Annotated in this window: 24 protein-coding genes; 12 read left to right on the top strand and 12 right to left on the bottom strand. The window is 70.1% G+C overall.

Features of this window, described 5'->3' with window-relative positions; genetic code table 11:
* Positions 1-19: 19 nt before the first annotated feature.
* A complete protein-coding gene (locus AC3A3J_RS06685; RefSeq protein WP_487671530.1) occupies positions 20-979 on the bottom strand; it encodes a DsbA family protein in 960 nt (319 codons plus the stop codon).
* A 238-nt stretch (positions 980-1,217) separates the two neighbouring features.
* On the opposite strand from AC3A3J_RS06685, the gene AC3A3J_RS06680 reads away from it, so the two are divergent.
* Together AC3A3J_RS06680 and AC3A3J_RS06675 are read left to right on the top strand one after the other, a co-directional pair.
* Positions 1,218-2,321 carry an ABC transporter ATP-binding protein gene (locus AC3A3J_RS06680; RefSeq protein ID WP_487671529.1) on the top strand — a complete coding sequence of 368 codons (1,104 nt, stop codon included), beginning with the start codon at positions 1,218-1,220 and terminating at the stop codon, positions 2,319-2,321.
* Positions 2,322-2,403: 82 nt separating this feature from the next.
* A complete protein-coding gene (locus AC3A3J_RS06675) occupies positions 2,404-3,711 on the top strand; it encodes a DUF4032 domain-containing protein (RefSeq protein WP_487671528.1) in 1,308 nt (435 codons plus the stop codon).
* 24 nt (positions 3,712-3,735) lie between these two features.
* Here the strand turns inward: AC3A3J_RS06675 and AC3A3J_RS06670 are convergent, their stop codons facing one another.
* The 5 genes from AC3A3J_RS06670 to AC3A3J_RS06650 all read right to left on the bottom strand — a co-directional run bounded on the left by AC3A3J_RS06670 (position 3,736) and on the right by AC3A3J_RS06650 (position 8,720).
* A complete protein-coding gene (locus AC3A3J_RS06670) occupies positions 3,736-4,377 on the bottom strand; it encodes an NAD(P)-dependent oxidoreductase (protein ID WP_487671527.1) in 642 nt (213 codons plus the stop codon).
* A gap of 106 nt (positions 4,378-4,483) precedes the next feature.
* A complete protein-coding gene (gene rlmB, locus AC3A3J_RS06665; RefSeq protein WP_487671526.1) occupies positions 4,484-5,488 on the bottom strand; it encodes a 23S rRNA (guanosine(2251)-2'-O)-methyltransferase RlmB in 1,005 nt (334 codons plus the stop codon).
* Positions 5,481-6,890, bottom strand: coding sequence for a cysteine--tRNA ligase (gene cysS / locus AC3A3J_RS06660; protein ID WP_487671525.1), 1,410 nt, complete (start codon positions 6,888-6,890; stop codon positions 5,481-5,483). The genes rlmB and cysS overlap by 8 nt, the downstream gene beginning before the upstream one ends.
* A 9-nt stretch (positions 6,891-6,899) precedes the next feature.
* Entirely contained in the window at positions 6,900-8,159 is a 1,260-nt protein-coding gene (gene ispD, locus AC3A3J_RS06655; protein WP_487671524.1) for a 2-C-methyl-D-erythritol 4-phosphate cytidylyltransferase, read from the bottom strand.
* A gap of 78 nt (positions 8,160-8,237) precedes the next feature.
* The gene (locus AC3A3J_RS06650; RefSeq protein WP_487671523.1) at positions 8,238-8,720 is read right to left on the bottom strand and encodes a CarD family transcriptional regulator; all 483 of its coding nucleotides are present in this window, start codon (positions 8,718-8,720) and stop codon (positions 8,238-8,240) included.
* 137 nt (positions 8,721-8,857) lie between these two features.
* On the opposite strand from AC3A3J_RS06650, the gene AC3A3J_RS06645 reads away from it, so the two are divergent.
* The gene (locus tag AC3A3J_RS06645) at positions 8,858-9,331 is read left to right on the top strand and encodes a DNA modification methylase (RefSeq protein WP_314651248.1); all 474 of its coding nucleotides are present in this window, start codon (positions 8,858-8,860) and stop codon (positions 9,329-9,331) included.
* Between the two features lie 81 nt (positions 9,332-9,412).
* On the opposite strand, the gene AC3A3J_RS06640 is transcribed toward AC3A3J_RS06645, so the two are convergent.
* Entirely contained in the window at positions 9,413-10,096 is a 684-nt protein-coding gene (locus AC3A3J_RS06640; protein WP_487671522.1) for a response regulator, read from the bottom strand.
* The gene (locus AC3A3J_RS06635; RefSeq protein ID WP_487671521.1) at positions 10,093-11,313 is read right to left on the bottom strand and encodes a sensor histidine kinase; all 1,221 of its coding nucleotides are present in this window, start codon (positions 11,311-11,313) and stop codon (positions 10,093-10,095) included. The genes AC3A3J_RS06640 and AC3A3J_RS06635 overlap by 4 nt, the downstream gene beginning before the upstream one ends.
* A 217-nt stretch (positions 11,314-11,530) precedes the next feature.
* On the opposite strand from AC3A3J_RS06635, the gene phoU reads away from it, so the two are divergent.
* Positions 11,531-12,226, top strand: coding sequence for a phosphate signaling complex protein PhoU (phoU, locus tag AC3A3J_RS06630; RefSeq protein WP_487671520.1), 696 nt, complete (start codon positions 11,531-11,533; stop codon positions 12,224-12,226).
* Between the two features lie 66 nt (positions 12,227-12,292).
* Here the strand turns inward: phoU and AC3A3J_RS06625 are convergent, their stop codons facing one another.
* Positions 12,293-13,042 carry a phosphoglyceromutase gene (locus AC3A3J_RS06625; protein ID WP_487671519.1) on the bottom strand — a complete coding sequence of 250 codons (750 nt, stop codon included), beginning with the start codon at positions 13,040-13,042 and terminating at the stop codon, positions 12,293-12,295.
* Positions 13,043-13,100: 58 nt separating this feature from the next.
* Between AC3A3J_RS06625 and AC3A3J_RS06620 the strand changes: the two genes are divergently transcribed.
* Positions 13,101-13,925, top strand: a complete 825-nt coding sequence (locus AC3A3J_RS06620; protein WP_487671518.1) for a class I SAM-dependent methyltransferase — start codon at positions 13,101-13,103, stop codon at positions 13,923-13,925.
* Positions 13,926-13,969: 44 nt separating this feature from the next.
* Here AC3A3J_RS06620 and ygfZ read toward each other — a convergent pair whose 3' ends face one another.
* The 3 genes from ygfZ to AC3A3J_RS06605 all read right to left on the bottom strand — a co-directional run bounded on the left by ygfZ (position 13,970) and on the right by AC3A3J_RS06605 (position 16,156).
* Positions 13,970-15,091 carry a CAF17-like 4Fe-4S cluster assembly/insertion protein YgfZ gene (ygfZ, locus tag AC3A3J_RS06615; RefSeq protein WP_487671517.1) on the bottom strand — a complete coding sequence of 374 codons (1,122 nt, stop codon included), beginning with the start codon at positions 15,089-15,091 and terminating at the stop codon, positions 13,970-13,972.
* A 5-nt stretch (positions 15,092-15,096) separates the two neighbouring features.
* Positions 15,097-15,699, bottom strand: a complete 603-nt coding sequence (locus AC3A3J_RS06610) for a heme-binding beta-barrel domain-containing protein (RefSeq protein ID WP_487671516.1) — start codon at positions 15,697-15,699, stop codon at positions 15,097-15,099.
* Between the two features lie 166 nt (positions 15,700-15,865).
* On the bottom strand, positions 15,866-16,156 hold the full coding sequence (locus AC3A3J_RS06605) for a hypothetical protein (protein ID WP_314651266.1): 291 nt from the start codon (positions 16,154-16,156) through the stop codon (positions 15,866-15,868).
* A 71-nt stretch (positions 16,157-16,227) separates the two neighbouring features.
* Between AC3A3J_RS06605 and AC3A3J_RS06600 the strand changes: the two genes are divergently transcribed.
* The 7 genes from AC3A3J_RS06600 to pstB all read left to right on the top strand — a co-directional run bounded on the left by AC3A3J_RS06600 (position 16,228) and on the right by pstB (position 24,374).
* On the top strand, positions 16,228-16,908 hold the full coding sequence (locus AC3A3J_RS06600; protein WP_314651268.1) for a winged helix-turn-helix transcriptional regulator: 681 nt from the start codon (positions 16,228-16,230) through the stop codon (positions 16,906-16,908).
* A gap of 50 nt (positions 16,909-16,958) precedes the next feature.
* A complete protein-coding gene (locus AC3A3J_RS06595; RefSeq protein ID WP_487671515.1) occupies positions 16,959-19,124 on the top strand; it encodes an RNA degradosome polyphosphate kinase in 2,166 nt (721 codons plus the stop codon).
* On the top strand, positions 19,121-20,095 hold the full coding sequence (locus tag AC3A3J_RS06590; protein WP_487671514.1) for an NUDIX hydrolase: 975 nt from the start codon (positions 19,121-19,123) through the stop codon (positions 20,093-20,095). The genes AC3A3J_RS06595 and AC3A3J_RS06590 overlap by 4 nt, the downstream gene beginning before the upstream one ends.
* Positions 20,096-20,297: 202 nt before the next feature.
* Entirely contained in the window at positions 20,298-21,401 is a 1,104-nt protein-coding gene (locus AC3A3J_RS06585; protein WP_487671513.1) for a phosphate ABC transporter substrate-binding protein PstS, read from the top strand.
* A gap of 99 nt (positions 21,402-21,500) precedes the next feature.
* Positions 21,501-22,463 carry a phosphate ABC transporter permease subunit PstC gene (pstC, locus tag AC3A3J_RS06580; RefSeq protein WP_487671512.1) on the top strand — a complete coding sequence of 321 codons (963 nt, stop codon included), beginning with the start codon at positions 21,501-21,503 and terminating at the stop codon, positions 22,461-22,463.
* A gap of 1 nt (position 22,464) precedes the next feature.
* Positions 22,465-23,565: a phosphate ABC transporter permease PstA gene (pstA, locus tag AC3A3J_RS06575; protein ID WP_487671511.1), complete on the top strand. Its 1,101-nt coding sequence runs from the start codon at positions 22,465-22,467 to the stop codon at positions 23,563-23,565.
* Positions 23,566-23,594: 29 nt separating this feature from the next.
* Positions 23,595-24,374, top strand: a complete 780-nt coding sequence (pstB, locus tag AC3A3J_RS06570) for a phosphate ABC transporter ATP-binding protein PstB (protein WP_314651284.1) — start codon at positions 23,595-23,597, stop codon at positions 24,372-24,374.
* Positions 24,375-24,415 lie beyond the last annotated feature (41 nt).

The following is a 24,415-nucleotide window of genomic DNA, read 5'->3' as shown; positions in this document are numbered from 1 at the left end:
TTCATACGGGACTGCAGCGTCAGGATGCCGGGGTCTCGCTGGGCGCCGGGGTCGGCGTGGGCGTCGGCGTCTCAGTGGCCTTGTACGAGGCCTCGCTCGACGCGGTCAGCACGAACGACGAGAACTCCGACGAGTCGTCGAGCGCGCCGACGTAGGCCTCGCCGTTCACCACGACCATCGGCGCCGACTTCAGCACCAGGTCGTCGGAGCCCGCGAGCGGCCCCTCGAGGGCGCGCGTGGTGGCGTCCTTCGCCCAGCCGAGGAAGTCGCCGTCGACGATGCACGAACGCACCTTCTTCGCGTCTTCGACGCCCACCGCGCCGGCGAGGTCGGCGAGCTCGGTGTCGGACATCCCGTCGGTGTTGATCTCGGGCTGGTCGTCGAGCAGCTCGTGGTTGTACGCCCAGAACTGGTCGGGCGAGTACGTCGCGACGCAGGCCGATGCGGCGGCGGAGCGCAGCGAGTACTTCGTGCCGTTCGAGCTGGCGGTCAGCAGCGCCACCGGGTGGTAGGTCACGGTGACCGCGCCCTCGTTGATCCAGTTGGTGAGCAGGCGCGCGTTGGTCCGCTCGAACTGGCCCGCGTCGTCGGAGAGGTAGTCGACGTAGATGTGGATGTCGACCTTCTCGGCCGTGCTCGGCTCGGGCGTGGGCTCAGGCTCGGTGGCCGCGTCGGTGGGCGTGGCGCTCGGCGTCGCCGGCACGTCCGCGGATGCCGCGGCCGGCGAGACGCTCGAGATCACCACGCCGTCGCGGTCCATGCCCGAGGGCGAGAGCTGCGGCTTCGACACCTGCGCCGACACCGCCAGCGTGACGGCGGTGCCGATCGCACCGATGGCGACCAGCGCCAGGGTGCCGAGGATGATCCGGCGCATGATCCGCGCCCGGGACTGCTGCGCGTGTACGCGCTGTGCCTTCTCCCGCACGGCCTCGCGCGAACTGCGAGGGGTGGAGGAGTCCGGCGTTTCGTCGCTCGACATCGTTCCTCTTGAAAGTCTCACGGGGGCAGGGTGACCCCGACCGTCGGATGCTCGGAGGATCGACGGTCGCCGCGGGAAAACGGCCGGTCTCGATGCTAACCACCGCACCTGAGAAATACCCAGGTGAAGGCATCCATGTCATACTGATCCCGACCCGATGAGGGGTCACGGCGGCGAGGCTGCCGCTTCCATCACTACGGATCGTCCGGCACGTACCTGCCGGTGAAGGAGAAACATCATGGCATCAGTGACTTTCGACGACGCCACGCGTCTGTACCCGGGCGGCACCCGCCCGGCGGTCGACAAGCTCAACCTCGAGGTCGGAGACGGCGAGTTCCTCGTCCTGGTCGGCCCCTCCGGTTGCGGAAAGTCCACCTCGCTCCGCATGCTCGCGGGCCTCGAAGAGGTCAACGCCGGCCGCATCCTCATCGGCGACCGCGACGTCACCGATGTCCCGCCGAAGGACCGCGACATCGCGATGGTCTTCCAGAACTACGCGCTGTACCCGCACATGACCGTCGCCGAGAACATGGGCTTCGCGCTCAAGATCGCCGGAGTCGGCAAGGAGGAGCGTGCCACGCGCGTGCTCGAGGCGGCGAAGCTCCTCGACCTCGAGCAGTACCTGACCCGTAAGCCGAAGGCGCTCTCCGGTGGTCAGCGTCAGCGTGTCGCCATGGGTCGCGCGATCGTCCGCCAGCCGCAGGTCTTCCTCATGGACGAGCCGCTGTCGAACCTCGACGCCAAGCTCCGTGTGCAGACGCGTACGCAGATCGCGTCGCTGCAGCGCCGCCTCGGCGTCACCACGGTCTACGTCACGCACGACCAGACCGAGGCTCTCACCATGGGCGACCGCATCGCCGTGCTGAAGGACGGCCTCCTCCAGCAGGTCGGCACCCCGCGCGACCTGTACGAGAAGCCGAACAACGTCTTCGTGGCCGGCTTCATCGGCTCGCCCGCGATGAACCTGTTCTCGGCCGACCTGGCCGACGGCGGCGTGCGCTTCGGTTCCGAGATCGTCCCGCTCGAGCGCGACGCGGTGGCCGGCGCATCCGGCACCCAGATCACGGTCGGCGTCCGCCCCGAGGACATCACGGTCGGCCCGGCCGACGGTCGCGGGCTCTCGGTCGTCGTCGACCTCGTCGAGGAGCTCGGCGCCGACGGCTACCTCTACGGTCACACCGAGATCAACGGCAAGCGCACCGACCTGGTCGCCCGTGTCGACGGTCGCAACCACCCGAACGCGGGCGAGACCGTCACGCTGGCCGCCAACCCCGGCCACGTGCACGCCTTCGACCTCGAGACGGGCGACCGCCTAAACACGGCACCGGTCGTCTCGGCCTGATCGGTCACACCACTCGCGGCGCGGGTCGACTTCGGTCGCCCGCGCCGCGTCTGCGTCCGCCCCTCGATTCCCCAGGAGCCCCATGCAGGATTCGTTGCGCATCACCGCGAGCTCGATCGACCCCGGTCTGCTCGGGCTGCCGTGGTCGACGCCCCTCGGCCGGTGGCCGTCTGAGCACATCGTCTCGCTGCCGAAGGGCCTCTCGCGCCACCTCGTGCGGTTCGCCGATCTCTCGGGTCGCGTGGTGGCGGTCAAGGAGACCACCGAGGAGATGGCCCGTCGCGAGTACGAGATGCTCGGCAACCTGCGCCGCCTCGACGTGCCCTGCGTCGAGCGCGTCGCGGTGATCGCGGGGCGTTCGGATGCCGACGGCGAGCCGTTGCCCGCCGCCCTGGTCACCTCGCACCTGCGGTTCTCGATGCCGTACCGGGCGCTGTTCACCCAGGTGCTGCGGCCCGACACCGCCACACGTCTCGTCGACGCTCTCGCCCTGCTGCTCGTGCGCCTGCACAACGTCGGGTTCTACTGGGGCGACGTCTCGCTCTCGAACACCCTCTTCCGCCGCGACGCCGGCGCCTTCGCCGCGTACCTCGTCGACGCAGAGACGGGTGAGCTGCACGAGGAGGGCCTGACCGACGGCCAGCGCTCGTACGACCTCGACCTCGCCCGCACGAACATCGCCGGCGAGGTCATGGACCTCGCCGGCGGCGGGCGGCTCGAGAACGGGGTGGATGCGGTGGCGATCGCCGATGGCATCGTGTCGTCGTACCGCTCGCTGTGGGCCGAGCTGACCGAACAGGACTCGTTCTCGACCTCGGAGACCTGGCGCATCACCGAGCGGGTCGAGCGGTTGAACGCGCTGGGCTTCGACATCGACGAGATGTCGATGACGACCACCTCCGACGGCACGGTGGTCGAGATCCAGCCGAAGGTCGTCGATGCCGGACACCACCAGCGCCGGCTCATCCGCCTGACCGGCCTCGACGTCGAGGAGAACCAGGCACGCCGTCTGCTCAACGACCTCGACGAGTTCCGCGCCCGCTCGACCAAGCAGTGGGCCGACGAGGAAATGTACGCGCACGAGTGGCTGACGCGCGTGTTCGAGCCGGTCGTGCGCGCGATCCCCTACGACCTGCGCGCCAAGCTCGAACCGGCCGAGGTGTTCCACCAGGTGCTCGAGCACCGCTGGTACCTGTCGCAGGCGCAGGGGCGACCGGTGCCGCTGGCCGAGGTGCTCACGAGCTACATCAACGACGTGCTCCGTCACCGCCGCGACGAGGCGACCATCATGGGCCCGCCGACCGAGACGATGAGCCTGCCCGTGGTCACCGGCTCGACGCCCACCTCCGACGACGAGGACGACGAGGTCGACTGGCGCGATCTCGTCTGATCGGCCCGCCGCCCGCCGTCGGTATCAGTAGCCGACGGTGAACCGCTCGCGGCGGTGGTTCGACTGCTCGATCTCGTCGACGACCGCCACCGCGAAGTCGGCGCCCGAGATGAACGAATTGCCGTCGGCGTCGCGCACCAGCACATCGCCGCCGTCGCGGTAGTGCCCGGTGCGCTCTCCCTCGGCCCAGGGGCCGAAGACCTCCGCGGGGTGCACGAAGAACCAGTCGAGGTCGTCGGGGGTGGACTCGAGCAGGGCGAGCGAGTCGATGCCGACCTGGGCCTCGTGTGTGTACTCCTCGGGGAAGTCCTGGTCGAACAGCCGCGGCCCGCCCGGCGCGACGAGGCTGCCGCCCGCTCCCCCGACGACGCCGAGACGCGTGCCGGTGCCGCCGAGCAGGTTGGCGATGCCCTCGAGGGCGTCGAGCACACGGTCCTCCATGTCGCCGCGCGGCGACAGCGCCGACACCACGGCATCCGCACCCGCGAACACCCCGGCGAGCGGAGCCAGTTCGAGCACCGATCCCTGCACGTAGGACGCCCCCGCGACAGCATCCGTGGGCACGGAGCGCGACAGCGCGGTGACGTCGTGGCCCCGGTTGACGGCCTCGACGACGATGTGACGACCGGCGTAGCCGGTCCCTCCCAGAACGACGATGCGACTCATGCGTGCTCTCCTCTGTCGTGGACGATGCTGTCGTGGACGATGCTGTCGTGGACGATGCTGCGGTGGACGGGGCGGCGGCAGTCGGCCGGTCGACGACCGGCCGCGGCTACGACGCGGAACGGATGGTGGCGACCTGGTACAGCGCCACCGAGGTCGCGATTCCCACGTTCAACGACTCGGTGGCCGTGGAGATCGGGATCGAGACGATCTGATCGCAGGTCTCGCGCACGAGCCGCGAGAGGCCCTTGCCCTCGGCACCCGCGACGATCACGACGGGGCGGTCGGCGAGCTGCAGCGCGGGCAGGTCGACGTCGCCGTCACCCGCGAGCCCGAGGATGAAGACGCCCTGCTTCTTGAAGTCCTTGAGCAGCGACGTGAGGTTGGTCGCGAGCGCGACGGGCAGGCGTGCGGCGGCGCCGGCGCTGGTCTTCCACGCGGCCGAGTTCACGCCGGCGGAGCGGCGCTGCGGCAGGATCACGCCGTGGCTGCCGAAGGCGGCGGCCGAACGGATGATCGCACCGAGGTTGCGCGAGTCGGTAATGCCGTCGAGGGCGACGAACAGCGGCACCTGCCCCTTGTCGATCGTGTTCTCGAGCAGATCCTGCGGGTGCGCGTACTCGTACGGCGGCACCTTAATGGCGACGCCCTGGTGCACGCCGTCGAAACCGGCCATGCGGTCGAGTTCCTGGCGGGTGACCTCGAGCACCGGGATGCCGCGATGCGTCGCGATCGACAGCATCTCCTTCACGCGATCGTCCATCTCCACGCGCTGCGCGATGTAGAACGCGGTCGCGGGGATCTTCGCCCGCAGCGCCTCGAGCACCGAGTTGCGGCCGGTGACGACCTCGGTGTCGGTCGTGTTGTCCTTCGCGCGCGCCGAGCGGTTGGGGTTGCCCCCCGCGGTCTGGCGCTGCCCCGGCTTGCCCTTGCCGCCGGACGCCGCGTAGCGCTCGGCCGCAGCCTTGCGCTTCCCGGCGGGGTGCCAGGCGCGGTCCTCGGCCTTCGGGGTCGGTCCTCGGCCCTCGAGCGCCTTGCGCCCGAGGCCTCCGGTGCCCTTGGTGGGCCCCTTCTTCTTGCTGTTGCCCGCTCCGGGGCGACCTGGCTTAGCCATCGATACTCCAATGAGTTCCGGCCGGAGTGTCCTCCAGCGTGATTCCTGCCGCGGCGATCGCATCGCGGATGCGATCGGCTGCGGCCCAATCCTTGTCTGCACGCGCCTGTGCGCGCTGCGCGATCATCGTCTGCACGAGGGCGTCCAGCGCGGAGGCCTCGGCTCCCGATTCCGTGCGCCTCCACTGCCGGGAGCGGGGGTTGATCCCCAGGATCGACGTCATCTGAGCGACGTCGGCGACGTCCTGCTTCGCCTCATCGTACTTGCCCGCGTCGAGGAGCGCATTCCCGGAGCGGATGCTCGTGTGCACGGCGGCGAGCGCGCGGGGCACCGAGAGGTCGTCGTCCATCGCCTCGGTGAACTCGGTGGGCAGCCCCTCCTTCACCTGCACCCACCCGTAAGGCGCGAGCCGCTCACCGCGTTCGAGGAACGTCGAGATGCGGGCGAGCGCCGACTCCGCCTCCGCCCACGACGACTCCGAGAGGTCGAGGCTCGACCGGTAGTGCGCGGCCGCCAGGGCGTACCGCACGACGAGGGGATCGTGCTGGGCGAGCACGTCGGAGGCGAGGGTGAAGTTGCCGAGCGACTTCGACATCTTCTGCCCGTTCACCGTGACGAGGCCGTTGTGCATCCAGTACCGCGCGAAGGCGTCGCCGGCCGCCGTCGACTGCGCGAGCTCGTTCTCGTGGTGCGGGAAGCGCAGGTCCAGCCCTCCGCCGTGGATGTCGAACTCCGCGCCGAGATACCGCCGGGCCATCGCCGAGCACTCGATGTGCCACCCCGGGCGTCCGTCACCCCACGGCGACGCCCAGGTCGCGTCGGCCGGCTCGCCGGGCTTGGCGCCCTTCCACAGCGCGAAGTCCTGCGGGGCGCGCTTGCCGCGCGGGTCCGCGTCCTCCGCGGCCTCCATGGCGTCGACCGACTGCCGGGTGAGAGAGCCGTACTCGGGCCACGACCGCACGTCGAAGTAGACGTCGCCGGAGCCGTCCGCTGCGGGATAGGCATGACCGCGCTCGACGAGGCGCGCGATGAGCTCCTGCATCTGCGGGATCGATCCGGTGGCGCGCGGCTCGTAGGTCGGGGGCAGGATGCCGACGGCGGCGTACGCCGACGCGAACTCCTGCTCGATGCGGTAGGCCAGCGCCCACCACGCCTCGGTATCGGTGGCGTTCGCGAGCACCTTGTCGTCGATGTCGGTGACGTTGCGCACGAAGGTCACCCGCCCGTGCCGGTGGGCAAGCCACCGCCGCAGCAGGTCGAAGCTCAGCGCGGCGCGGACGTGCCCGATGTGCGGACCCGACTGCACCGTGGGACCGCAGACGTACATCGTGACGTTCTCCGCGTCGAGCGGCACGAAGTCGCGCAGGTCCTGAGCACGGGTGTCGTAGAGGCGGAGAGTCACCGCTCAAGCCTACTCGGCCCGGTCGGCTCCGCCCCGGGAGAAGACGACGGCGACCGCGGTCACGGCGATCCCCTCCCCGCGCCCCGCGAACCCCAGACGATCGGTCGTCGTGGCGGTGATCGAGACGGGGGCCCCGCCGAGCGCCTGCGAGAGCACACGCTCGGCCTCGGCGCGGCGGGCGCTGAAGCGGGGACGATTGCCCTGGAACTGGGCCGACACGTTGCCGATCGCGAAGCCCGCCTCGTCGAGCAGCTCGCGGGTGCGGGCCAGGAACACGGCGGCGTGCGCCCCGGCGTACTCGGGATGCGCCGTGCCGAAGTGCTCGCCGATGTCACCGAGTCCGGCGGCGCCGAGCAGCGCATCGACGATCGCGTGTGCGACGGCATCGCCGTCGGAGTGGCCCGAGAGCGCGGGCTCCCCCGGCCATTCGAGTCCGGCGAGCCACAGGTCGCCCCCGCCGCCGAACGCGTGCACGTCGGTGCCGATGCCGATCCGCGGGATGCCGGCGGCGGGCGTCGCGGCCGAGGCGGACGGCGCCGCCGCTGCCGCACCACCGGCGCGCGCGGGGTCGTCACCGGCGAGGAGCCGGCGCGCGCGGTCCAGGTCGTCCGGCGTGGTGATCTTGAACGCGCGTGCCGATCCGGGGATGTGGCGCACGGCACCGCCGGCGGCCGCGAACAGCGCCGCATCGTCGGTGTACTCGACGCCCGACGCGAGAGCCGCGGCATAGGCGGCCTCGAGCGCTGCGCGCGGGAACCCCTGCGGGGTCTGCGCCGCCGCGAGCTCGGAGCGGTCGACCGGGGCGATCACACGGTCGCCGTCGACGCGCTTGAGGGTGTCGACGACGGGCAGCGCGGGAATGACGCCCGCTCCCCCGGTCACGGCGGCGGCGACCGCGTCGATCTGGGTCGGCGGGGTCAGTGCCCTCGCCGCGTCGTGCACGAGCACGACCTCCACATCGCCCCATAGCGCCGCGAGGCCCGCGGCGACCGACTGCTGACGCGTCTCTCCCCCGGTCACCACGCGTCCGAGGTCGACCCGGTCGCCCGCAGCGCCGCGCAGTTCGGTCTCGGCGTCGCCTTCGAAGCCCGCCGGGGCCACGACCACGACCTGCGCGGGAGCCGCCGCGAACACGCCGTCCAGCGCGTGCCGCAGCACGGAGGAGGAGTCGATGCCGACGAACGCCTTGGGCGCCCCGGCATCCAAGCGCGTGCCGGAGCCGGCCGCGACGACGATCACCGCGATGCGCGGAACGGGAATCAGGGTCACGTCCTCACGCTACCGTGCGCGCTGCGGAGACGACGAAGGGGCGGATGCCGCAGCATCCGCCCCTTCGGGAGTCTCGGCTCAGGAGGCGAGGACCTCGTCGAGCAGGGCGCCCGCCTTGTCCTCGTCGATCTTCTCGGCGAGGGCCAGTTCGGAGATGAGGATCTGGCGCGCCTTCGCCAGCATCCGCTTCTCGCCGGCCGACAGGCCGCGGTCCTGGTCGCGGCGCCACAGGTCGCGCACGACCTCGCTCACCTTGATGACGTCGCCCGACGCGAGCTTCTCGAGGTTCGCCTTGTAGCGACGCGACCAGTTGGTCGGCTCCTCGGTGAACGGCGCGCGCAGCACCTCGAACACGTGGTCGAGGCCTTCCTTGCCGATCACATCGCGCACGCCGACGAGGTCGACGTTCTCAGCGGGCACCTCGATGACCAGGTCGCCCTGGGTCACGTTGAGCTTCAGGTACTTCTTCGCCTCACCCTTGATGATGCGCTCCTTGACCTCGATGATGGTCGCAGCGCCATGGTGCGGATAGACGACGGTCTCGCCAACCTCAAAAAGCATAAAAACAAGTCCTTTCGGCAACCTCAAGGATACCACAGGGGATATGCGCTAAGGTTCGCCACCCCTGGTCCCGATGCCGGTCGCCCGTACCCATAGAATGGGACACGGACATCCCCGTCGGACCCCCAGGAGGACCCGTGAAATCGCGCCTTGTTGCGTCTGCCGCCCTCAGCGCCCTCGTCCTTCTCGGCGCCACGGGCTGCACGTTCATCTCGCCGCAGGCCACGACCATCGAGTACTCGGCCTCCGACGGCGTGAACGTCTCCGACTCCGACGGTCCGCTCGACGTGCGCAACGTGTTCATCGTCGCCACCGAGGACGGCTCGGTCGGCAACCTCGTCGCCGCGATCGTGAACCCCACGTCCGAGCGCGCCACCCTGACCATCTCGTTCCAGGACCTCGAGCCGCTCACGGTGACCGTGCCGGCGAACGGCCGTGTCAGCCTCGGCGCCGACGCCGAGCCGCTGCGCATCGTCGACCTCGACGCCATGCCCGGGTCGACGATCGACATCCACTTCCAGTCGGGCGACGCCACGGGCGTCACGACGGCCGTGCCGGTGCTCGACGGCTCGCTCTCGTACTACAAGGACCTCGTCCCCGAAGAAGACTGACCCTCGGTCCGACCGTATACGGCGAAGGCCGGCTCCCGAGGGGGGCCGGCCTTCGCCGTACACGGTCGAGATGTCGCTCAGTCAGCCCTCGAAGCGGTAGCCGAGCCCGCGCACCGTCACCAGCATGACCGGCTCGCTCGGGTTCACCTCGATACGCGAACGGATGCGCTTGATGTGCACGTCGAGCGTCTTCGTGTCGCCGAAGTAGTCGCTCCCCCACACCCGGTCGATGAGCTGCCCCCGCGTGAGCACGCGGCCCGCGTTGCGCATGAGCACCTCGAGCAGCTCGAACTCCTTCAGCGGCATGTTGATGAGCGAACCGGCCACCGTCACCGTGTGGCGGTCGATGTCGAGCGATACGCGACCGCCGTCGAGCACCCGCTCGTCGAGCTCGCTGTCGGCCTGCACGACGCGGCGCAGCACGGCCCGCATGCGGGCGAGCAGCTCGCGCGACGAGTAGGGCTTCGTCACGTAGTCGTCCGCGCCCAGTTCGAGACCCACGACGATGTCGACCTCGGAGTCCTTGGCCGTGAGCATGATGATCGGCACCGCAGACGACGACCGGATCTGGCGGCACACCTCCGTGCCGGGCATCCCCGGCAGCATGAGGTCGAGAAGCACGATGTCCGCTCCCCGCTCGCGGAACGCGCTCAGCGCGGTCGGTCCGTCCTCCGCGATCTCGACCTCGTAGCCCTCGCGCCGCAACAGGTAGGCGAGCGGGTCGGCGAGATCGGGCTCGTCCTCGACGAGAAGGATGCGGGTCATGCTCTGTCACCTTTCCGTACGCGCACGGCCCCCGTCTTGGGAGGCTTGCGGTCGCGCTTCTTCTTGACCTTGGCGGCGGGGTCCGCCACCGGCGGCGCATCGATCGCCGGGAGTCGCATCGTGAACGTCGAACCGCGTCCCGGGCGCGACCACAGCCGCACCTCGCCGCCGTGGCGCTGCGTGGCGTGCTTGACGATCGACAACCCCAGGCCGGTCCCACCGGTGCGCCGCGAGCGGGCCTCGTCGGCGCGGTAGAAGCGCTCGAAGATGCGCTCGCGGTCGGCCTCGGCGATGCCGATGCCCTGGTCGGAGACGGCGATCTCGATGACCCCGTCCTCCGCGCGCACTCCGACGCCCACGCGCGATCCCCGCGGCGAGTAGACGATCGCGTTCACGATGAGGTTGCCGACGGCTTCCACGAGGATCTGCGCGTCGCCGCGCACCCACAACCCCCGGTCGCCGCCGCGCGTGATCTCGACGCCGGCGGAGTCGGCCTGCACGACGTGCGCCTCAATCGACTTCGCGATGACCTCGTCGATCGCGACGGGCACCGCATCGCCGAGGCCGTCGTCGGCCTGCAGCCGCGACAGGCTCATGATGCGACCGGTCAGCTGCGCCAGACGCCCGGCCTCGGCCGAGATGCGCGAGGCGAAGATGCGCACCTGCGCGGGGTCGTCCGCGGCCGACTCGATCGCCTCCGCCAGAAGGGTCACCGCACCGACGGGCGTCTTCAGCTCGTGGCTGGTGTTCGCGACGAAGTCGCGGCGCATCTGGTCGAGACGCTCCTGCTCCGTCACGTCGCGGATGATGAGCAGCGTGAGCCGGGGCCCCAGCACGCTCGCGCGTGCGGCCACCAGGCGGGGGTCGAGGCTGAGGCCGCCCCGCGTGATCCGCAGCGATTCGGTGGCCGTGCCGCCCGAGGCCCGCACGCGGCGCACGAGCAGCCGCAGCTCGGGATTCTCCAGCGCCGACCCGACGTCGATCCCGAAGCGCGTCGCCGCCTGCGACGACGCGAGCACGAGACCGGAGGCGTCGACCACGCAGGCGGCGTCGTCCATGCTCTCGAGCACGTCGGAGATGCCATCGGGAACGGCGTTGGACGTCTCCTCCGCGACGCGGGCGCGAGCCCGGTACGCCCAGGCGATGAGGAGGGAGAGGCCGATGCCGATCGCGAGGCCGACGGCCAGGGCGATCAAGGCGATCTGCGTCTCGGTCATGTCTCCAGCGTAGAGTGCGTTCACCCGGCCTCCTGCGGGTTTCCGGGCCTCCCGGGCATCCGGAGAAGTACTATTCACTCACTGGGCACCGTTCGTTAACCTTCGACGAACACAATCGCCTCGGGCCCGAGCGGGAGCGTCCTCGCGCTCGTCCGCGCGGACGTCCGCACCCCTCGCTGACACCAGCGGGATCCACACTGAAAGGTTGCGCCCCACCATGCGCGAAGTCTTCCATCAGTCCCTCGAGGACCTGCAGTCCCGTCTCGTGGAGATCGCCGACCTCGTCACCATCTCGATCGACAAGGCGACCCGCGCGTTCGCGACGAGCGACGTCGCCCTGGCCGAGGAGGTCATCGCCGACGACGCCAAGATCGACGAGCTGGCGGTCGCCCTCGACGAGCAGGCGATCGAGATCCTCGCCCGCCAGCAGCCGGTCGCCCGCGACCTGCGCATCGTCGTCAGCACCCTCCGCGTGAGCGCGTCGCTCGAGCGGATGGGCGACATGTCCGAGCACATCGCCCAGCTCGCGCGCCTGCGCTTCCCCGAGCGCGCCATCCCGCGCGGCCTCAAGGGAACGTTCGTCAAGATGGGCGAGCTGGACGTCGAGATCTCCCGCACCCTCGCCGAGCTGCTGCGCTCGCAGGACCTGCGCCTCGCGGACGCGATCCGCAATGCGGACGACGACGTCGACGAGCTGCATGCGAGCGTCTTCGAGAAGGTGCTCAGCGACAACTGGAAGGGCGAGGCGACGGCGACGGTCGACGCCACGCTCGCCAGCCGGTACCACGAGCGCTTCGCCGACCACGCCGTGGCCGTCGCGAAGAAGGTCGTCTACCTGGCGACCGGCGACTGGGCCGTGCAGGAGGACGACATCCCCCTCGCGGTCGAGCAGCAGGAGCTCGGTCACGCCTGACCTCCCCCGCTCACGAAGAGAGCCCCGGACGCCTGGCGTCCGGGGCTCTCTTCGTGGAGGGGCGGGTTACTTCTTGCCCTGAGCGGCGACCGCGGCGGCACCGGCGGCAGCGGCTTCGGGGTCGAGGTAGCGACCCGGGCCCGTTGGAACGTTGTTCTCGTCGAGTTCGTACACCAGCGGGATGCCCGTCGGGATGTTGAGCTCGGCGATGTCGGCGTCGCTGATGCCCTCGAGGTGCTTCACCAGACCGCGCAGCGAGTTGCCGTGCGCCGTCACGAGCACCGTCTTGCCGGCTTCGAGGTCGGGCACGATCGCGCTCTCCCAGTAGGGCAGCAGGCGGTCGATCACGAGCTTGAGCGACTCGGTGCGCGGCACCTCGCCGTCGATGCCCGCGTAGCGCGCGTCGTGCACCTGGCTGAACTCGCTGTCGTCGTCGAGCACGGGCGGCGGAACGTCGAACGAGCGGCGCCAGAGCTGGAACTGCTCGGGGCCGAACTCCTCGAGCGTCTGCGCTTTGTCCTTGCCCTGCAGGGCCCCGTAATGGCGCTCGTTAAGACGCCACGAGCGGGTCACCGGGATCCACAGCCGGTCGGCGGCGTCGAGCGCGATGTTCGCGGTCTGGATCGCGCGGCTGAGCAGCGACGTGTGCAGCACGTCCGGGAGGATGCCGGACTCGGCCAGCAGCTCGCCGCCGCGACGCGCCTCCTTCTCGCCCTGCGCGTTGAGGCGGACGTCCACCCAGCCGGTGAAGAGGTTCAGTTCGTTCCACTCGCTCCGGCCGTGGCGGAGCAGGATGAGGGTGCGCTTCGCAGTCATGCGGTCAGTTTATCGCCGACCGTCCGGCCGCCGCCGCAGCTCCTGGGAGGATGGAGGCATGGCGTCCTCCCCTCTCGGCCGGCCGACCCGCGGCACGACCGGGACGAACCGGCTCCGGCGCAACGACCGGTGGATCGCCGCGAGCACCGCCCTGCGGCGGGCATCCGATCCGCTCGTGGTCGACCTCGGGTACGGCGCGAGCGGCGTGACGGCGTTCGAGCTGGCCGCCCGGCTGGTGCGCACGCGCCCCGACGTCGAGGTGCGAGGACTCGAGATCGATCCGGCGCGCGTGGCCACGGCCGAGGCTCAGCTGGCGGAGGTGCGCGCGGGTCGCACCCCGTTCCCGCCCGACCTGCCGGTGTCGTTCGCCCGCGGCGGGTTCGAGGTGCCTCTCCCCGACGGTCGGCGCGCCGCGGTCATTCGTGCCATGAATGTACTGCGTCAGTACGACGAGCACGATGTCGCCGATGCCTGGACGCGGATGTCGTCACGACTGGCACCCGCGGGCCTGCTCATCGAGGGGACCTGCGACGAGATCGGTCGCGTCGCGAGCTGGGTGGACGTCGACGCCGCGGCACGGCCGCTGCGCTTCACTCTCTCGCTACGCCTGGCGGATCTGGAGCATCCGAGCGTCGTCGCCGAGCGTCTACCCAAGGCACTCATCCACCGCAACGTCACCGGCGAGCGCATCCACGCGTTGCTCGTCGACCTCGACCGGGAGTGGGACAGGGCGGCCCCCCTGTCGACCTTCGGGCCCACGCAGCGCTTCCTCGCCGCCGTGACGGCCCTGCAGGCGAGCGGCTGGCCCGTGCTCGGCGGCCGACACCGCTGGCGCCTGGGCGAACTCACCCTGCCGTGGAGCGCCGTCGCGCCGCTGTCCTGACGGCCACCCGCGGGGACGGGCGGCGTCGTCGATCCGGTGGAGTCTCAGCCCTGCGCGTGGCGCGGGTCCGGGGCGGACGGGCGCCGCGACAGACGGGTGAGCCGCGGCACGTCGGCGGTGGCACCGGCATCCGCCGGGACGATGACCTGCTGCGAGGCCGCGACCGGCCCGTCGCCGGTCTGCACCGTCAGGTCGCCGACGGGAGCACGGCGAGCGAGGATGGCGAGCGCGATCGGCCCGTCCTCGAAGTGGCGCGCGACGGACGTCACGTGCCCGACCTCGTCGTCGCCGGCGAAGACGGATGCTCCGGGCTCGGGCAGCACGGCATCGCTGCCGTCGAGCTGCAGCGCCGCGAGGCGGCGCGGCGGGTGCCCGAGGTTGTGCACCTTCGCGACGGTCTCCTGCCCGCGGTAGCACCCCTTGTTCAGGTGCACAGCGCTGCGGATCCAGTCGGACTCGTGAGGCAGGGAGCGCTCGTCGACCTCGGTCGCCCAGCGCGGACGCCACGCGGCGATGCGCAGCGCCTCGGCTGCGAGCACCCCCGCGAGCGCATCCCGATCGAGCTCGGCGGCGAGCGCGTCGGCGCCGGCGGCATCGAGGATCGCCACGCGCCAGGCGTAGTCGGCTCCCGGATGCGACGCCACCTCGGCGTACTGGTGCCCGCCCGCGCCTACGCGCTGCCACGGATCGGCCCACACCAGCGGCCGGTCGTCGACGCGGAGAGCGGATGCCGTGGCCCGGTCCGCCGCGGTGCCGCCGTCGACGAAGCCCACGAGCGACAGGTCGGAGCGCACGGCGATCGTGACCTGCGCGCGGAAGCGCATGCGCGTCAGCCAGGCGGCGAGCGCCTCGGCGTCGGCGGCATCCGCGAGGAGCCACGCGGTCGATCCGTCGTCGAGGACCGCGGCAGCATGCTCCACACGGCCCTGCGGGTCGAGCACGAGCAGTTCGGTGCTCTCGCCCGGCACGAGCCGCGAGACGGCCTGAGACGTGATGGAGTCGAGCCAGGTCAGGCGGTCGGGACCGGACACCTCGACGACCGTCCGGTCGCCGAGCGGCGCGAGCGCGCTGCCCGCCGCGAGGCGCCGCTGCTCGCGGAACGCGTCGCCGAAGTGCAGGACGACGGCGCCGTCGGTCACGGCGCCGTCGAGGTCGGAGAAGCCCATGTCCGTCAGACCTTCGCCAGTCGGGCCGATGCATGCGACCGCAGCGGCGTGCCGAGCGCGGCGATGTCCCACGCCCACAGCAGGTGGCCGTCGACGAGTCCGTACATGCGCGAGGAGGCGGTGTGGACCTTCGCCCCCGCCGCGCGGACGATCGCGTCGGAGCCGAGGTCGATGCGCGGCCCGTTGATCTCGCCGAGGTACAGCTCGAGGGCCCCGTCGGCGTGCGCCACGGAGACCTCGATCGGGAATCCGCCGCTCGGCGCGCGCAGCGCCTCGACGTCGTCGACCGTTCGGGCAGCGGCGCCGGTGGTCGGGGGCAGCAGGGCCGGGCCGGGGTCGGCGGCCGTCGCGGGGCGGGCGAGACGCCAGAAGCCCGTCTCGGCGAGGAGCGCCGCCGCCGGAGCGCCGTCTTCGGTGAGGAAGGTGGCCGTGCCGGAGTAGTTCAGGAAGGGTCCGCCGTCGTGACTGAAGCTGACGCGGTGCCGGAACTCGCCCTGGATCCGGTCATCGCCGACCGGGTAGTCGATCACCCCGGTGCCCTCCCACACGCCGATCAGCCACGCCAGCGGCGCGAGGTCGGCGGGGAGGTCGGTGGGCAGCTCGAGCACGACGCTCAGCGCTGGCCGCGGAACAGGTTTCGCAGGACGACGACCGACACGAAGACGATCGCGAGGCTCGCGAGACCCAGCAGGCCGATGTAGAAGATTTCGAGCGCGAGGAGATCCATACCCCCAGACTACCTCGGGGCGGGGCCGGTCGCGCTGGCCGGGCCGGTCAGGTCGGGATCAGGGCAGCGACGCCGAAGCCGAACGAGATCACGCCCATGAGCAGCATCGACCCGAGGATGCTCCCGCCCACTCGCAGGATGAACCCCTCGGTGAGCCCGTACCAGAGCTGGACGGCGAACGACAGCACGATCACGCCGCCGAAGGCCACGAGCATCCACGGCATGCGCCACTCCTCGGCGACGAAGATGCCGACCGCGACCGCGGCGAGGAACGACACCGCCCACACGACGACGACACCGGTGAAGGCGTTGCGCGGGACGAGGGCGGGCTGCGTCATGAGTCCATTGTGTCTCATCCGCCCCGGTATCATGGCCGCACGGCGTTGATCCGCGCCGGTGAGGAGTGCGCGTGCCCCAGGTTCTGGTCCTGACGAATTCTCCGGTCGATGAAGCCGTCCTGCCCGCCCTGGAGCTGTTGAGCCACTCGGTGCGCCAGATCCCCGCCGAGCCCGCGCGCCTGGTGAACGCGCCCGACTACGACATCGTCGTGGTCGACGGCCGCACCGATCTGGCCGGGGCCAAGTCGCTCTGCCGCCTGCTGCGCGCGACCGGGCAGGAGGCTCCGCTGCTGCTCGTCGTCACCGAGGGCGGCATGAGCGCCGTCTCGGGCGACTGGGGCATCGACGACGTGCTGCTCGCGACCGCCGGCCCCGCAGAGACCGACGCGCGCCTGCGCCTCGCTGTCGCCCGCCGCGAGAGCGACGAGCCCACCCGCGTGCAGGCCTCGGGCATCACGATCGACGAGCAGTCGTACTCGGCGAAGCTGCACGGCAAGCCCCTCGACCTCACGTACAAGGAGTTCCAGCTCCTGCACTTCCTCGCCACGCATCCCTCCCGCGTGTTCACCCGCGAGCAGCTGCTCAGCGAGGTGTGGGGCTACGACTACTTCGGCGGCACCCGCACGGTCGACGTGCACGTGCGACGGCTGCGGGCCAAGCTCGGCGACGCCGACCAGATCATCGGCACCGTCCGCAACGTGGGATACCGGTTCAACGTCTACGACGACGACGCGCTCGTCGGCTCGCACTGAACCGACGCGCGTTCACGCGCCCGACACCTCGCGGTGCTTAGATGTACCCCATGATGGATCCCACTCTGGCCGACGCGGGTCTCGGCGATGCCGAGGACGACGACTTCGACGCGATCGAGGCGCCGGATGCCCTCCTGCCCGACCACCGGTACCTCGATCGCGAGCTGAGCTGGCTCGCATTCAACCAGCGCGTGCTCGAGCTCGCCGAGGATCCGTCGCTGCCCGAGCTCGAGCGGGCCAACTTCCTGGCGATCTTCGCCAGCAACCTCGACGAGTTCTTCATGGTGCGCGTGGCCGGACTCAAGCGACGCATCACCACGGGTCTCGCCGTGCCGACGAACATCGGCCGCTCCCCCGTCGACGCCCTCGCCGACATCTCCCGCGAGGCGCACGCCCTGCAGCTGCGGCACGCCGACGCCTGGACCTCGCTCGTGCGGCCGGCCCTCGCCGACGCCGGTATCGAGATCACCGACTGGGACGAGCTCACCGACGCCGAGCGGTCGGCGCTGTACGAGTACTTCCAGGCGCAGGTGTTCCCCGTGCTGATGCCCCTCGCCGTCGACCCCGCGCATCCGTTCCCCTACATCTCCGGACTCTCTCTCAACCTCGCCATCCGCATCCGCAACGCCCGCACCGGCCGCCAGGAGTTCGCGCGCCTCAAGGTGCCGCCCATGCTCCCGCGCTTCGTCGAGGTGCCCGGCGGCGGAGAGATCACCCGCTACCTGCGCCTGGAAGAGCTCATCGCGAACCACCTCGACGATCTCTTCCCCGGCATGGAGGTGCTCGACCACCATGCGTTCCGACTCACCCGCAACGAGGACGTCGAGATCGAGGAGGACGAGAGCGAGAACCTCATCCAGGCGCTCGAGGCCGAGTTGCTGCGCCGCCGGTTCGGCCCGCCGATCCGGCTCGAGATCACCGACGACATGGACGATCTGACGCTCGAGCTGCTCGTGAAGGAGCTCGACATCACCGACCAGGAGGTCTACCGCCTCCCCGGGCCGCTCGATCTGCGCGGCCTGTTCGGTCTGTCGCGCGTCGACCGCCCCGACCTGCGCTACCCGCCGCACGTGCCCACGACGGCCGTGGCCTTCCAGCCCGGCGACAGCAACACCCGTTCCGACATCTTCCAGGCGATCCGCAAGGCCGACGTGCTCGTGCACCACCCGTACGAGTCGTTCACCACGAGCGTGCAGGCGTTCCTGGAGCAGGCCGCCCGCGATCCGCACGTCCTGGCCATCAAGCAGACCCTGTACCGCACCTCGGGCGACAGCCCCGTGGTGCAGGCGCTCATCGACGCCGCCGAGGCGGGCAAGCAGGTGCTCGCACTGGTCGAGGTGAAGGCGCGGTTCGACGAGGCGAACAACATCGTCTGGGCGCGCAAGCTCGAGAAGGCGGGCGTGCACGTCGTCTACGGCCTCGTGGGGCTCAAGACCCACTGCAAGCTCGCGCTCGTCATCCGCGAGGAGGCCGGCAAGCTGCAGCACTACTCGCACGTCGGCACGGGAAACTACAACCCCAAGACCAGCCGCATCTACGAGGACTTCGGCCTGTTCACCGCCGACGCCCAGGTCGGCAAGGACCTCACGCGACTCTTCAACGAGCTCAGCGGCTACGCGATCGAGAAGAAGTTCAAGCGGCTGCTGGTGGCCCCGCTGCACCTGCGCAAGGGCCTCGTGCGGCAGATCGACAACGAACGCGCCAATGCGGCGGCGGGCAAGCCCGCCCACATCCGCATCAAGGTGAACTCGATGGTCGACGAGGAGGTCATCGACGCGCTCTACCGCGCGAGCCAGGCCGGCGTGCAGGTCGACGTGTGGGTGCGGGGCATCTGCAGTCTGCGCACCGACCTCGACGGCATCAGCGACAACATCACGGTGCGCAGCATCCTGGGCCGCTATCTCGAACACTCGCGCATCTTCGCGTTCGAGAACGACGGCGACCCGCAGGTGTACATCGGCAGCGCCGACATGATGCACCGCAACCTCGACCGCCGGGTCGAGGCGCTCGTGCGGGTCACCGATCCCGCGCACCTGAAGGAGCTGCAGTCGTTCTTCGACCTCGCGATGGACCCGGGCACCAGCTCGTGGCACCTCGGCCCCAACGGACTGTGGGAGCGGCACGCGTCGGATGCCGAGGGCAAGCCGCTCGTCGACCTGCAGGACAGAACCATGGGCCAGGTGCAGCGACGGCGTCGGGCGCGGGCGGTTCGATGACGATCGGGCAGACCTTCGCCGAGACGTCGAAGTGGACCGACAAGGCGGTCTACGCGGCGGGTGCCGTCGTCTGGCGCATCGTCGAGGGCAAGTTGCGGATCCTGCTCATCCACCGCACGAAGTACCGTGACATCACGCTCCCCAAGGGCAAGGTCGATCCCGGCGAGATGCTCGCCGAGACAGCCGTGCGCGAGGTGCACGAGGAGACCGGCATCCGCGTCTCTCTCGGCGTGCCGGTCGGCGTCAGCCGCTACAACCTCGCGTCGCGCAAGCAGAAGGTGGTGCACTACTGGGCGGCCGAGGCCACCGACGACGCGATCCGCGCATCGACCTTCGTGCCCAATCGCGAGATCGCCGCGCTCGAGTGGGCGAGCGTCAAGAAGGCGCGCGAGCTGCTCAGCTACCCCGTCGATCTCGAGATCATCGACTTCTTCGCGCGGCTCGTCGACGACGGCGTGCTGCACACCTTCCCCCTCATCGCCCTGCGGCACGGCAAGGCGGTGCATCGCTCGGAGTGGGACGGGCCGGATGCGGCGCGGCCGCTCGCGCCGCGCGGGCGCAAGCAGGCGAAGTCGATCGTCGGTCCGCTGCGCGCTTTCGGTGTGCGCCGGGTCGTCACGAGCGACGCGGTGCGATGCGTCGAGACGGTGCGCCCGTTGGCGAAGGCCCTGGGCCGCAAAGCGGTGCGCACCGAGCTGATCAGCCAGGATGCCTGGGAGGACGGCACAGCCGACCTCCGATCCGTGGTCGGCCGTCGCGTGCGGTCGGGGAAGCCCGCCGTGCTCTGCAGCCACGGCCCTGTGCTCCCCGGACTGCTCTCCGAGATCGCGCTCGCGACCGGCACCGTGCACGGGTCGTACGTCTCGAGCGCCGCCGATCTCGAACCCGGCGCCTTCTCGGTCGTCCATCTCTCGGCCTCCCATCCCGGCTCGGGCATCATCGCGATCGAGACGCACGTCCCGAAGGTCTGACGGGCATCCGCCCCCTGTCCCGGGCGTCGACCGCAACCGGGGTGATCGATCGCGCCGCGGAATCCCGGGCGTCGCCCCCAGAGAGTCGACGCCCGTTCACCTTCCGTTCACCCGACCGGGAGAGTCTCGTTAACCGCCGCACCTAGCGTCACTGTGTGCCCTGCACCGGGCCTCTACCCCAACCACGATCGAAGGATCCACAGTGAAGATCTCCCGAATCGCTCGCATCGGCGCCATCGGCGCCGTCGCCGCTCTCACCCTGGCCGGCTGCGCCACGAACGAGGGCGGCAGCACCGGCGGCTCGTCCGACGCTCCCGAGTCGACGCTCTCCGGCACCATCGACGCGACCGGCGCGTCGTCGCAGACCGCTGCCCAGGAGGCATGGGTCGCGGCGTTCCAGACCGCCAACCCCGACGTGACCGTCAACTACGAGCCCACGGGTTCGGGCACGGGCCGCGAGAACTTCCTCGAGGGCGGCAGCAACTTCATCGGCTCCGACCGCGCGTTCAAGGACGAGGAGGTCGCCGCGGGCGGCTTCGGCGCCTGCGCCACCGACGACATCGTCGAGGTCCCCCTCTACATCTCGCCCGTCGCCGTGGCCTTCAACCTCGAGGGCGTCGACGAGCTCAACCTCGACGCCAAGACCATCGCGGGCATCTTCGCGGGCACCATCACCAACTGGAACGCCCCCGAGATCGCTGCGCTGAACGACGGCGTCGAGCTGCCCGACCTGGCGATCTCGCCGGTCCACCGCTCCGACCCCTCCGGCACGCAGGAGACGTTCGCCAAGTACCTCAGCGCGACCGCTCCCGACGTCTGGACCTACGAGGTCTCGGACGAGTGGCCGATCCAGGGCGGCGAGGCCGCACAGGGCACCTCGGGCGTGAAGCAGGCGATCACCGCCGGTAACGGCGCGATCGGCTTCCTCGACGCCTCGCAGGCCGACGGCCTCGGCCAGGTCTCGGTGGGTGTCGGCGAGGAGTTCGTCCCGTACTCCGCCGAGGCCGCCGCCAAGCTCGTCGAGGGCTCGGAGCTCGTCGAGGGCCGCGGCGAGGGCGACCTCGTCTTCGACGTCGACCCGGCTGCCGCCGCCGACGGCGCGTACCCGATCGCCCTCGTCAGCTACCTCATCGGCTGCGAGCAGTACGAGGACAGCAACGTCGCGGAGCTCGTGAAGGAGTACTTCACGTACATCGCGAGCGAAGAGGGCCAGAACGCCGCTGCCGACAACGCCGGCAGCGCCCCGATCTCGGACGGCCTGCGCGAGCAGGTCATGGCCGCGATCGACATGATCCAGGTCGGCTGATCCAATCGAACGACTGATGGCGGTGCCCCCGCGTCCATTCCGGACGCGGGGGCTCCGCCGGGTCAGCCCCCACCCCGAACCGCCCGAGACAGGGAGACCATGAGCACGACCGCGCAGGCGCCCGCAGCGCCGCCCGCCCCGATCAAGGCCAAGCAGCGTCTCGGCGATCGCGTCTTCTCCGGCACCGCGCTCGGCGCGGGCATCATCATCCTCATCGTCCTCGCGCTCGTCGCCGCGTTCCTCATCATCCAGAGCATCCCGGCCTTCCAGCTCGACACGACCGACAACCACATCCTTCGAGGCGAGTCCTTCTGGGTGTACGTCTGGCCGCTCGTGTTCGGCACGCTCTGGGCGTCGTTCATGGCCCTCCTCATCGCGGCTCCCATCGCGATCGGCATCGCCCTCTTCATCTCGCACTACGCGCACCGCCGGCTCGCCGCGTTCCTCGGCTACGTGATCGACCTCCTGGCCGCCGTGCCGTCGGTCGTCTTCGGCCTGTGGGGCGGACTCGTGCTCGCCCCGCTCCTGCAGCCCATCTACGCCTGGCTCAACCAGAACGCGTCCTGGGTGCCCTTCTTCGGCGGCCAGGTATCGTCGACCGGCAAGACCATCCTCACCGCCGCCCTCGTTCTCGCGGTGATGTGCATCCCGATCATGACCGCCATCTGCCGCGAGGTCTTCCTGCAGACGCCGAAGCTGCACGAAGAGGCCGCGCTCGCGCTCGGTTCGACGCGGTGGGAGATGGTGCGGATGGCCGTGCTCCCCTTCGCCCGCGGCGGCATGGTCTCAGCGGCGATGCTCGCCCTCGGCCGCGCCCTCGGCGAGACCATGGCCGTCACGATGGTGCTCTCCCCCTCGGCGGTCGTCAGCTTCCTCGTGCTGACCGCCACGAACCCCACGCCGATCCCCGCGAACATCGCCCTCGCCTTCCCCGAAGCGCACGGCACGGGCGTCAACACGCTCATCGCGACCGGCCTCATCCTCTTCATCGTGACCTTCGCGGTCAACGCGCTGGCGCGCTGGATCGTCGCCCGCCGCGCCGAGTTCTCGGGAGCGAACTGACATGAGCGTCCTCACCGCCCCGCCCGCGTCGACGACGTCGAGCACCTCCGCCCCGCTCACCGCCGGCAAACTTCCGAAGTGGGCGCCGTGGGCGCTGCTGGCCGGATCGTTCGTCGTGAGCGCCGCGATCTTCGCGGTCGCCGCGATGGGATCGAGCCTCGCCGACTTCAACATCGTCGGCACCGTGATCGTCGGCATCCTGCTCTACATGGTGCTGATCACGGTCGTCTCGTCGATCGCCGAGAGCCGCCGCAAGGCCGTCGATCGGCTGATGACCGCTCTCGTCGCGACCGCGTTCCTCATCGCCCTCCTGCCCCTCATCTCGCTGCTCTGGACCGTCGTCGCGAACGGCATCGAGCGCTTCGACGCCGAGTTCTTCAGCTCGTCGATGCGCAACATCATCGGCGACGGCGGCGGTATCGTGCACGCCATCTGGGGCACCCTGCTCATCACGCTCACCGCGACGATCATCTCGGTGCCGATCGGTCTCATGACCTCGATCTACCTGGTCGAGTACGGCCGCGGTCGTATCGCGAAGGCGATCACGTTCTTCGTCGACGTCATGACCGGCATCCCGTCGATCGTCGCCGGTCTGTTCATCTACGCGGTGTTCGCGCTGATCTTCCGGCCGGGCATCTCGATGGGCTTCATGGGCGCCTTGGCCCTCGCCGTGCTGATGACCCCGGTCGTCGTGCGCGGAAGCGAGGAACTGCTGCGCATCGTCCCCAACGAGCTGCGCGAGGCCTCGTACGCCCTGGGTGTGCCGAAGTGGCTCACCATCCTCAAGGTGGTGCTGCCGACCTCCATCGCCGGAATCACGACCTCGGTCATGCTCGCCATCTCCCGCGTGATCGGCGAGACCGCTCCCCTGCTGCTGACGGCCGGGTTCACGCAGAGCCTCAACACGAACATCTTCAACGGTCAGATGATGACCCTGCCGGTGTTCGCCTACAACCAGTACATGAATCAGGGCACCAACCCCGACGCGTCGGTGGCGCGTGCGTGGGCCGCCGCCCTGACCCTCATCCTCATCGTCATGGTGCTGAACCTGCTCGCGCGTCTCATCGCGAAGCTGTTCGCCCCCAAGGTCACCGGCCGCTGAGCCCGATCACTCAGAACAGGAATCCACACGTGTCCAAGAGCATCGAAGTCAACGACCTCAACGTCTACTACGGCAACTTCCTCGCCGTCGAGGGCGTCTCCCTCGACATCCAGCCGCGCAGCGTCACCGCCTTCATCGGCCCGTCGGGCTGCGGCAAGTCCACGTTCCTGCGCACCCTCAACCGGATGCACGAGGTCATCCCCGGCGCCCGCGTCGAGGGCGAGGTGCTGCTCGACGGTAACGACCTCTACGGCCCCGGCGTCGACCCGGTGCTCGTGCGCCGCCAGGTCGGCATGGTGTTCCAGCGTCCGAACCCCTTCCCGACCATGTCGATCAAGGAGAACGTCCTCGCGGGCGTGAAGCTCAACAACAGCCGCATGTCGAAGAGCGACCAGGACGACCTGGTCGAGAAGTCGCTCACCGGCGCGAACCTGTGGAACGAGGTCAAGGACCGCCTCGACCGTCCGGGCTCCGGTCTGTCGGGCGGACAGCAGCAGCGTCTGTGCATCGCCCGCGCGATCGCGGTGTCGCCCGAGGTGCTGCTGATGGACGAGCCCTGCTCGGCCCTCGACCCCATCTCGACCTACGCGATCGAAGAGCTGATCGGCGAGCTCAAGAACGAGTTCACGATCGTGATCGTCACGCACAACATGCAGCAGGCATCCCGCGTCTCCGACAAGACGGCGTTCTTCAACATCGCCGGCACCGGCAAGCCCGGCAAGCTGATCGAGTACGACGACACGACGTCGATCTTCACCACCCCGTCGGTGCAGGCGACCGAGGACTACGTCTCCGGCCGCTTCGGGTGACCTGAGGCGCGCTCCTCTCCGCTTTCGAAAACCCAGACCCT

The organism is Microbacterium sp. Soil_N32, assembly GCF_057655505.1.
This window is presented reverse-complemented; position numbering and strand designations above follow the sequence as displayed.